This is a genomic window from Synechococcus sp. R8-2, from assembly GCF_047461715.1.
Lineage (GTDB): Bacteria > Cyanobacteriota > Cyanobacteriia > Thermostichales > Thermostichaceae > Thermostichus.
The window spans coordinates 1-7,990 of sequence record NZ_JANSHQ010000333.1; the positions used below are offsets into that span (position 1 = coordinate 1).

A 7,990-nucleotide genomic window follows, 5' to 3' on the forward strand; every position below is an offset into this window, starting at 1 on the left:
TGTTCAGCGTAAATGTATCAGTAGGGAGTATCCTCAACTTTAGGGCAACCCCCAGGCTCTGGCCCGCTCTGCCAGCCAGCCCTCAGCCCGCAAATTCTCCAGTTCTCGGCGCACCCGCAGCCGCAATTCGGCGTGCTGCAGCCCCTTGGGCATGGCAATGCCCAGCCCCACCGTTGCCAAGGGGGATCCCAGAAATTGAAACTGTTGCTCCGCAGCGCTTTCGCGACGAGGATGCTCTGCTAGCCACCCTGCCAGCACCGAGCGATCTGCTGCCCACCCCTGCACCGCCCCTTTCAGGAGCAGTTCCGCCCCTTCTCGGTAGGAATCGACAGGCACCAACTCCACCCCTGGCAGGTATCGATTCAGCAGGGGAATGGCGCTGGAACCGCGCAAGACTGCAACGCGACCGCCCCGCAAGTCCGACCAGCTTTCCCAGTTGTGGGAACGAGCCACAACCAAGCTGGGGCCATCCTGATAGTAAGCAGAAGTGAACTCCACCTGGCGCGCCCGATCCGGGGTAATGCCGATCTGAGCAATGGCCAAATCCACCTGGCCGTCAGCCAGCACCTGCAGCCGCTCTACATTCGAGACCGGCACCAACTCCACAGCCTCTGCCGAGCCCAACAGCCGGGATCCCAGCTCACAAGCCAGCTCGATCTCAAACCCCTGCAGATCCCCTTGGGGAGTGCGAAACCCCAGCGGCCTCAAGTTGTCTTTTACGGCAACGCGCAGCCGTCCAGAATCCACAATCTCCGGCCAAGGACGAGCCACAGTAGGGATCCCTCTCCCCAGGCAGGCGAGGGCCAGAATGGCTGCCAGGAAGGACTTCTGGATAGCCGTCGGAACCTCCTCAGGAGGCGCGAGACTGGCGCGCTGCCTCCACCACCTGGGTAAAGGCCTCTGGATCCAGGAAAGCCAAGCGGGCCAACATTTTGCGGTTGAGCTGGATATTGGCTTTTTTGAGACCATCGATGAACTCGTGGTAACGCAGGCCCTGGGCACGGGTGGCCGCGTTGATGCGGGTAATCCATAGGCGACGAAAATCCCGCTTCTTGCGGCGGCGATCCCGGTAGGCGCTGCGCAAAGCCTTCATCACCTGCTGGTTGGCGGTGCGGAACAGCTTTGAACCAGCTCCCCGAAAGCCTTTGGCCAGCTTGAGGATCTTTTTGCGGCGCTTGCGGGCGACATTGCCCCGTTTGACTCTCATGGCAGTAACTCAATAGGAACTTGAACAAACTCAAACTGAAGGGTAGAAGCACTCCGTCCTGCTAACGGGATCGGAACTGCTGTCGCCAATGCCAGCCCCTGAAATCTTCTTGCCGGCGCGAGCGGGATCCCGGCTAGTGGGTGTTGGGCAACATCAGGCGCACATTGACCACATCCCGCTTGTCCACCAGGGCCACACCGGCCAATTTGCGTTTGCGCTTGCTGGTTTTGTGCTCCAGCAAGTGGTTGTGCCCGGCCCTGCGACGCATAAACTTGCCGCTGCCGGTCAGGCGGAAGCGCTTGGCTGCTGCCTTGCGGGTTTTGATTTTGGGCATGATGACAACCCCAGAATATGCGGGGCCAGAGCTAAAGGTCACAGCTTTCTAGGATAAGCCATAGAAGAACAAGAGGGCAAATGCCAAGGTTCGTCCCGCTGAGGCAAGGGAAAGGGGTCGAGAAACTCTCAGGAGACTGAGTTTTGAGGCTCCAGCAGCAGCACTTGCCAGCGCAGCAAGCGTTGCAGTTGCTCAAAGCTCAGGGGGCACTCTAGGCCAGCCTGGATCTCTTGGACGGTGCGGATCCCGTCCACCTGTTGGAGAAAGGCGAAGGCTTCTTCGCTCAGGGAGATGGCTTCGTAAGCATAGTTGAAAATGCTCCGCCCCGGCCACAGGCCCAGACAGGGGCTGAGGTGGGCGATGGCCGATGCTACACTTTCTGGGCTTGTCCATTCCCAGCAGCGGATGGGGGGCTTGCCGAGAAACAGCTCGTAGTGGGCTACCACCGGATCCAGCAGCTCGATCAGGCGATAGCGTTCCGGTTCCGGCAGCTGAGCCGCCTGAGCCAGCAGGGCCTCGTCCTGGCCCAACACCCGTTCCAGCCGCCAAAACTCCGGGTTGGAAAAGCGCAGAAACTGCAGTCCGGAAGCCCGGATTAATTCAAACAGAGTCTCGATGGTGTAGTCCACTTCCTGGGGGTGCAGGTACATATCGGCGAAGCATTCGTCGTCCACGTTCTCGATGGCCCAGCGGGCCCGTTCTTGCTGCTGGATGCGGTTGGTTTCCGGCAAGATCTCGAAAAGGCGGCGGCCCACCTGGAGACCCCTCTGCAATTGCTCCGCCGAGGCAAGGGTCTGGTGTTCAGAACCCGTTACCAGCAGGCGGATGGCCTTTTGCATGAGGCGGATTTCGTGGCGGCCCAGCTCACCATACACAAACAGGTGCAAGAGCCCGCCGGGAGCCAATTTGCCGGCCAAAGCCTGCAGCCCCGCTAGCGGATCGGGCAGGTGGTGGAGCACGCCCACGCAGTTGATGAAGTCAAACTGCCCCGGCAGCTGGTCGATGTCGTAGACGTTGAGCTGGCGAAACTGCACCGGCGGTGCCTGGGAAGCCCGACAACGGGCCTCGGCAATCTCCAGGGCGCGGCTGCTCAGATCAAAGGCCCAAATTTCTGCGTTGGGGTTTTGGTGGGCAATGTATTCTGTTCCCACTCCCGAGCCACAGCCCGCATCCAGAATGCGCACCTTGCGCCGACCCGGATGGGATCCCGTACAAAAGGCATGGGCCTGGGGCCAACTCCAGCGCCAATTCCACCCTGGCGGGGGAACAGTGCCGATGGGCTGCGGGGGGAAGGGGTAGAGCTCGTAGAGCTGCCGCACTTGGTTGAGGATTTGTTCGGCGCTGGGGGAGTTGGGCTGCATGGACTATCTGTTGGCTGGCTCGGTTACCAGCAAGACTATAGTGACAATATCCCCCTCCCAAACTCCTGCTGAGCCTACTGTTATGAAAGTGCTTCGCACTGCCAGCGCAAAAACTTCTTCTCATCCTCTGCAAACCGGCCTCACCTTCGACTGGATCAGGCTGACGGCTGAGCTCAAAAAGATTCTGGATCCCCAGCGGGTGATCAGCAAGCCGGAGGAGCTGCTGGTTTACGAATGCGATGGGCTGGTCAGCTACCGGCAAAGGCCGGCGCTGGTGGTGCTGCCCCGCACAACAGAAGAGGTAGCGCAGGTGGTGAAGCTGTGCAGCCGCTACCAGGTGCCCTTCGTGGCGCGGGGATCCGGTACGGGCCTCTCAGGGGGAGCCCTGCCGGTGGAAAATAGCGTCGTCATCGCCACCACCCTGATGAAGCAGATCCTGGAAATCGACCTGGACAACCGCTGCATGGTGGTGCAGCCGGGGGTCATCAACACTTGGATTACCCAGGCCGTGGCCGCCCAAGGCTACTTTTATGCGCCGGATCCCTCTAGCCAGTCGGTTTGCTCCATCGGAGGTAATGTGGCGGAGAACTCCGGCGGTGTCCACTGCCTCAAGTACGGCGTAACGGCCAACCACATTCTCGGCCTGACGGTGGTGCTGCCGGATGGGGAGGTGGTGTGCTGGGGAGGCAAGATCCCGGAGATGCCCGGCTACGACTGGGTGGGGCTGTTTGTGGGATCCGAGGGCACCCTGGGCATTGCCACCGAGATTACCCTGCGCTTGCTCAAGGCCCCGGCTCAAGTGCAGGTTTTGCTGGCAGACTTTGACAGTGTGGAAGCGGCGGGATCCACCGTCTCCGACATCATTGCTGCCGGGATCATCCCCGCCGGCCTGGAGATCATGGACAACTTCAGCATCAATGCCGTGGAGGATGTGGTGCAGTTGGGCTACTATCCGCGGGATGCGGCGGCCATTTTGTTGGTGGAGGTGGATGGGCTGGAACTGGAGGTGGAAGAAGCCAGCCAACAGGTGAGGGCGCTGTGCTTCAAAAATGGGGCGCGACAGGTGCAAGTCGCATCCGACCCGGAAGAGCGGGCGCGGGTGTGGAAAGGACGTAAGGCAGCATTTGCCGCCATGGGCAAGCTCAGCCCCAACTACTATGTTCAGGATGGGGTGATCCCCCGCAGCCAGCTAGCCTTTGTCTTGAAGGAAATCGAGCGCCTCAGCCGTGAGTACGGTTATCCGGTGGCCAATGTGTTTCACGCTGGCGACGGCAATCTGCACCCCTTGATCCTCTACGACGAGTCGGTGCCGGGATCCCTGGAGCAGGTGGAGAAACTGGGGGGCGAAATCCTCAAGCTCTGCGTGCGCTTGGGGGGCAGCATCTCCGGCGAACATGGCATCGGGGCAGACAAACGCTGCTACATGCCGGAAATGTTTACGCCTGCGGATCTGGAGAGCATGCAATGGGTGCGGCAGGTGTTCGACCCCCAGCACATCGCCAACCCCGGCAAGATCTTTCCCACCCCCCGCACCTGCGGTGAGTCAGCCCACGCCCACAGCCAACCAGAATGGCAAGGGATCCCAGTCTTTTGATTTTGAAAGTTTGAAGGTGCTCCGAACCGCTGGCGTGATGGGAATAGCCCTCAGGCTGGGATCAGCCGGCTTGGCGTTGCTGCTGCAGCTCGGCAAAGGCTCGACAGAAGTCTTCCTGTTGGATGACCAGGGTTTTGGCATCCACCGTCTCGGAAGTGGCGCGGTGGCGGCGGATGGCGGCAATGGCGGCGCGGTTGCTGAGCAGGGCCAGGTCGGCACCACTCCAACCTTCGGTCTGCTCGGCCCACCCCTGTAAGTCCACATCAGGCCCCAGGGGACGCTTGCGGTTGTGAACGGCCAAAATTTCCCGTCGCCCGCTGCGATCCGGCAGCTCCACGCTCAGGTGCAGCTCCAACCTGCCGGCCCGGGTGAGGGCGGGATCCAAGCTGGCTTTGCGGTTGGTGGCGGCCACCACCAACACCCCCTGGCTGGGGCGGATCCCGTCCAGCTCTGCCAGCAGCTGCCCCAGAACGCGGTCGCTGACCCCACTATCCCCGGAGTAGCTTCCCCGCGCCGGGGCGAGGGTGTCGATCTCGTCGATGAAGATGACACAGGGGGCGCATTGGCGGGCGCGGGCAAAAAGTTCCCGTACCGCCTGCTCGGAGGATCCCACCCATTTGCTCAAGAGCTCCGGGCCGGAGACGGCAATGAAGTTAGCCTTGGCCTGGGAAGCGATGGCTTTGGCCAACAGGGTTTTGCCAGTGCCAGGGGGGCCGCTGAGGAGGATGCCCTTGGGCGCTTGGGCCTGAGCCTGCTCGTACAACTCAGGGTGCAGCAGGGATCCCTCGATGGCCTCTTGCAAAATCTGCTTGGCGTGCTCCAGGCCGCCAATTTGATCCCAGCTCACCTGCGGGGATTCGATCTCCACCGAGCGCAGCACCGCCGGCTTCACCTGTTGCAGAGCCTGTTGAAAATCCGCTGCGGTTACCGTCAGGGACTCGGGGATGGGGGATCCCAAATCGGGCACCTGCCGCCGCAAAGCCGCATAGGCTGCTGCCTGGCACAGGCCCCGCAGATCTGCCCCCACAAAGCCCAGCGTCTGATCCGCCAGGCTGTCCAGATCCACATCCTCCGCCAAGGGCATGCCGCGGGTGTGGATGGCCAGGATCTCCCGCCGCCCCTCCCGGTCCGGCACCTTGAAGATCACCTCCCGATCAAAGCGCCCCGGTCGCCGCAGAGCCGGATCCAGAGCCTCGGGCCGGTTGGTGGCTGCCAGCACCACGATCCCCTTTTGGGCCACAAACCCGTCCATCAGCCCCAGCATCTGGGCCACCAGGCGTTTTTCCACCTCCCCCTCGACAGTGGCGCGGTTGGGCACTAGGGCATCGATTTCGTCAATAAACACCAGACAGGGAGCCGATTTGGCTGCCTTTTCAAACAGTTGCCGCAGGCGCGCCTCCGCCTCGCCGTAGTACTTGCCGATCAGCTCCGGGCCGACAATGGCGATGTAGTTCACCCCCAGGCTCTCGGCCAGGGCGCGGGCCGTCAGGGTTTTGCCGGTGCCGGGGGGGCCTACCAACAACACGCCGCGGGGCGGATCCAACCCCAGCTTGGCCAGCAGATCGGGCCGCTTGAGGGGGATCTCCACCATCTCCCGCAGCGCTTGGAGCTGTTCCCTCAGTCCCCCCACATCCTTGAGGCGTGGCCCAGCCCAAGACTCTGGGCGGTCGGCAGAAGTTGCTGGCGGGTCGGGCACAGCGGCCTTGGACGGTTCCTGGAAGCGAACCGCAGACATCACTTGGGGCTCGCTGCTCCAGGGGGGATCCCCCGTTTGGGCAGGGCTGCGGCGGCGGGGGATGGAGCCGGAAGGGGGAATAGAACTGCCCAGAGGACGGGCCTGGATGCGGACTTCGGTTCGCAGCTCTCCACTTTGCTTTTTCTCGTCCAGCTTCTGAGCCAGCTCGATCAACTGCTCAATGCCCTGTACAAAGTCACTTAAATTGGCCATAGCCGGGATTTTCCATCCACACAAGTTATCTGCAAATTGACCCGCCAGAGGTGCTAACTCATCCCCTGCCTGGCCAGCTCAGGTGAGGAGAGTTCCACGGCTAGATGCTCAGTATGATACCCTTCACTGCGGCTGCCGTCGGTGTTGGGCAAGGAGAATCTGCTCTCGGATCCAGCCCAGCCAGGGCTCCAGCCCGTCACCCGTCTTGGCAGAAAGACAAAAAATCGGCACAGAAGGGTTGATCTCGCGGATATTGGCCTGGATCCGATCCAAATCCACCTCCAACACAGGAACCAGATCCACTTTGGTGATCAGCAGACAATCCGCCTCTCGAAACATGATTGGGTACTTGAGAGGCTTGTCTTCCCCTTCTGTGACGCTGAGCAGGGCTACCTTGGCGTGTTCCCCCACCTCAAACTCCGCCGGGCAGACCAAGTTGCCGACATTTTCCACCAGCAGCAAATCCAGTTGTTGGGGATCCAGCAGTGCTTCCAATTGCTGCAAGCCCCCGGCCACCATGGCCGCATCCAAATGACAGGCCCGCCCCGTGTTGATGGCAATCACCGGGATCCCGTAGCGACGCAGCCGCTCCGCGTCCAGTTGGGTCGTCATGTCTCCCTCGATCACCGCCAGGCGCAGCGAGCCGGCAAGAGCGGCCACGGTTTTCTCCAGCAAAGACGTCTTACCCGCCCCCGGCGCGCTCATGAGGTTCAGACAGGTTACTCCCCAGGCATCAAAATGCTCCCGGTTGTGGTCGGCCTGGTGTTGATTGGCGTGGAGCAGGTTAATCCCCAGATCCAAGACTTGGTGCATGGCACAACCCGTGTTGCGGTTGAGGAGAAAACGCTCTAGCTGCGGAAAGAGCTGGATTCGGCCACCGTAGGGGTGGGAGAAGGGCCGACGGAGAGTTTACGCACCTCGGAGCAGAAAGAAGCCATGCTGAAGCCACCGAACCGCTTGACAGTGCTGGCCCGCAGGCGCAAGTTGGGGCTGGCAAACCAAATGCGCTCTTCCGACTCAGTCATCTCATACTGGGTGTAAAGGGTAAGGGCGCCATCGGATCCCATGACATAGGTACCGGCCACCGGTACTTTCTCAGCGTAGCCCTGATCCCGCAGCAACTGCCCGCGCATGGGATCGGTCTCATCGGGGATAGGTACCAGCACCACGTCTCCCTTGTACTCTTCGTTGTCCCACTCCTGCTCGCCATCCCACCGCACCCGCGCTGCTCCCACAGCTCGTCGGGGATCCACCCTGAACAACTCGCAAACCCGGATGACTGCTGGATCGGTTGCCGCAAGGGTGGCAATTTGTAGCCGCGACCTCCCACCCTCAGAGCGGCGAAAAGCCAAGTGATGGCTGGTGCGTTGGCACATCCACTCCCCAGCACTGAGGGCAAAAAACTCCATTACGGTCATCATGGCCGACGCGGATCCTCATCGATGGAACAGGGTTTGCCGATCTTAGCTTGCAGAGCAACTCAACGATTTAGCTAACGGTGGTGCGGGGGCAATCAGTCCTGCGCTCTACCCGCAGGGTGAGCACC

8 protein-coding genes are annotated in these 7,990 nt (G+C 61.4%); 1 reads left to right on the forward strand and 7 read right to left on the reverse strand.

What is annotated here, in order from left to right; all coding sequences use genetic code 11:
* Positions 1-39 precede the first annotated feature (39 nt).
* The 4 genes from NW819_RS08540 to NW819_RS08555 form a co-directional block, all read right to left on the reverse strand.
* Complete coding sequence (locus NW819_RS08540; RefSeq protein ID WP_041436884.1) at positions 40-771, reverse strand: transporter substrate-binding domain-containing protein; 732 nt, start codon at positions 769-771, stop codon at positions 40-42.
* Between the two features lie 79 nt (positions 772-850).
* Positions 851-1,207, reverse strand: coding sequence for a 50S ribosomal protein L20 (gene rplT, locus NW819_RS08545; protein ID WP_011434388.1), 357 nt, complete (start codon positions 1,205-1,207; stop codon positions 851-853).
* Positions 1,208-1,340: 133 nt separating this feature from the next.
* Entirely contained in the window at positions 1,341-1,541 is a 201-nt protein-coding gene (rpmI, locus tag NW819_RS08550; RefSeq protein WP_011434387.1) for a 50S ribosomal protein L35, read from the reverse strand.
* 128 nt (positions 1,542-1,669) lie between these two features.
* Complete coding sequence (locus NW819_RS08555; protein WP_414413497.1) at positions 1,670-2,902, reverse strand: class I SAM-dependent methyltransferase; 1,233 nt, start codon at positions 2,900-2,902, stop codon at positions 1,670-1,672.
* An 82-nt stretch (positions 2,903-2,984) separates the two neighbouring features.
* On the opposite strand from NW819_RS08555, the gene glcD reads away from it, so the two are divergent.
* Positions 2,985-4,496 carry a glycolate oxidase subunit GlcD gene (gene glcD / locus NW819_RS08560; RefSeq protein WP_414407415.1) on the forward strand — a complete coding sequence of 504 codons (1,512 nt, stop codon included), beginning with the start codon at positions 2,985-2,987 and terminating at the stop codon, positions 4,494-4,496.
* Between the two features lie 61 nt (positions 4,497-4,557).
* On the opposite strand, the gene NW819_RS08565 is transcribed toward glcD, so the two are convergent.
* The 3 genes from NW819_RS08565 to NW819_RS08575 form a co-directional block, all read right to left on the reverse strand.
* Positions 4,558-6,444: an AAA family ATPase gene (locus NW819_RS08565; RefSeq protein ID WP_011434384.1), complete on the reverse strand. Its 1,887-nt coding sequence runs from the start codon at positions 6,442-6,444 to the stop codon at positions 4,558-4,560.
* A 123-nt stretch (positions 6,445-6,567) separates the two neighbouring features.
* A complete protein-coding gene (gene hypB, locus NW819_RS08570) occupies positions 6,568-7,257 on the reverse strand; it encodes a hydrogenase nickel incorporation protein HypB (protein ID WP_414329170.1) in 690 nt (229 codons plus the stop codon).
* Between the two features lie 35 nt (positions 7,258-7,292).
* The gene (locus NW819_RS08575) at positions 7,293-7,865 is read right to left on the reverse strand and encodes a phycobiliprotein lyase (protein ID WP_041436880.1); all 573 of its coding nucleotides are present in this window, start codon (positions 7,863-7,865) and stop codon (positions 7,293-7,295) included.
* Positions 7,866-7,990 lie beyond the last annotated feature (125 nt).